At 70.7% G+C, this 420-nt stretch carries 1 protein-coding gene; it reads left to right on the top strand.

Annotated elements, in window-relative coordinates; genetic code table 11:
- The coding region (locus tag CAY82_RS27620; protein ID WP_218190862.1) for a hypothetical protein at positions 1 to 298 on the top strand (298 nt) is incomplete at its 5' end.
- Positions 299 to 420 lie beyond the last annotated feature (122 nt).

Here is a 420-nt window from a genome sequence, read left to right as displayed (position 1 = left end):
CGCGGCCGTCGGCGTCGGCTTCCTGGTCGGCTTCGTCGGCAGCAAGGTCGGCGGGTCCAACCCGGCCGTCATCGGCGCGGGAGTCGTCTTCTCCCTGGTGGCCGTCTTCTTCGGCCAGCTCATCGGCATGTCGATGATCGTCGCCGACGCCCTGCACGTCAGCTTCTCCGAGATCTTCTTCGACCGCTTCGGCGCCCTGCTGGACGTCTGGAAGGAGGAGGCCGACTTCATGACGTACCTCTTCCTGCTCCTCGGCCCGGTCGCCGCCTTCGGTGGCGCCAGGAAGGCCGTCGGCTGAGCCGCACCCGTACACGCGCCGGGGCCCGGACCGCGATGCGCGGTCCGGGCCCCGGCGTATGAGGAGGAGCGGGTCAGCGGCGGTGCTGCGAGTCCGCCACCGTCACCTCGACGCGCTGGAAC

Source organism: Pseudomonas sp. SID14000 (assembly GCF_002165135.1).
GTDB lineage: Bacteria > Pseudomonadota > Gammaproteobacteria > Pseudomonadales > Pseudomonadaceae > Aquipseudomonas.
The sequence above is the reverse complement of the archived record's forward strand: the minus strand, read 5'-3'. Positions and strand labels throughout refer to the sequence as shown.